At 46.7% G+C, this 572-nt stretch carries 1 pseudogene; it reads right to left on the minus strand.

Going from position 1 to position 572, the window contains the following annotated elements:
• Positions 1-572: pseudogene (locus R7Z47_RS26120) on the minus strand (NADH:flavin oxidoreductase); the annotation flags it as partial.

Raw genomic sequence — 572 nt, forward strand, 5'->3', positions numbered from 1 at the left:
GATCACTTGCCCGTATTCGTGAAAATAGCCTTCTTCTTGCAGTGTGTAACCATCGAATCTTTCACCGACAAGTTCGTTTGCTTTGCCGTGAATGTTGCCGGAGACGATGATCGCATCAACGCCCACTTCTTCGAGTTTCTTACATACGATGCGTGTTTCATCGAATGTTAAACCGCCGTCAAAGAATTCAGTCGCGGTTAGCTTCACAAGAATTGGAAACGCATCCCCCACCAACGTTCTGGTCTCAGAATAAATTTCCAAAAGCAAACGCATACGATTTTCTAAGCTGCCTCCGTATTCGTCTTCGCGTCGGTTGTAGTACGGGCTTAAAAACTGGTTGATTAGGTAAGTGTGCGCGGCATGAATCTCGACACCGTCAAAACCGGCTTCTTGAGCTCGTTTACTCGCTAATGCAAATGCTTTTACGATGTAGTCGATTTCATCCTTCGTCATCGCTTTGCCTTGAGTATTCGTGCCGCGCTCAGGCACATCACTCGGTGCAAAAATCACGCGCTCACCGACGTTGTAGGTGGTTTTAGTGCCGCCATAAGCAATTTGCATCACAATTTTAG

This window comes from Vibrio sp. 1641 (assembly GCF_033339995.1).
GTDB classification, from domain to species: domain Bacteria; phylum Pseudomonadota; class Gammaproteobacteria; order Enterobacterales; family Vibrionaceae; genus Vibrio; species Vibrio alginolyticus.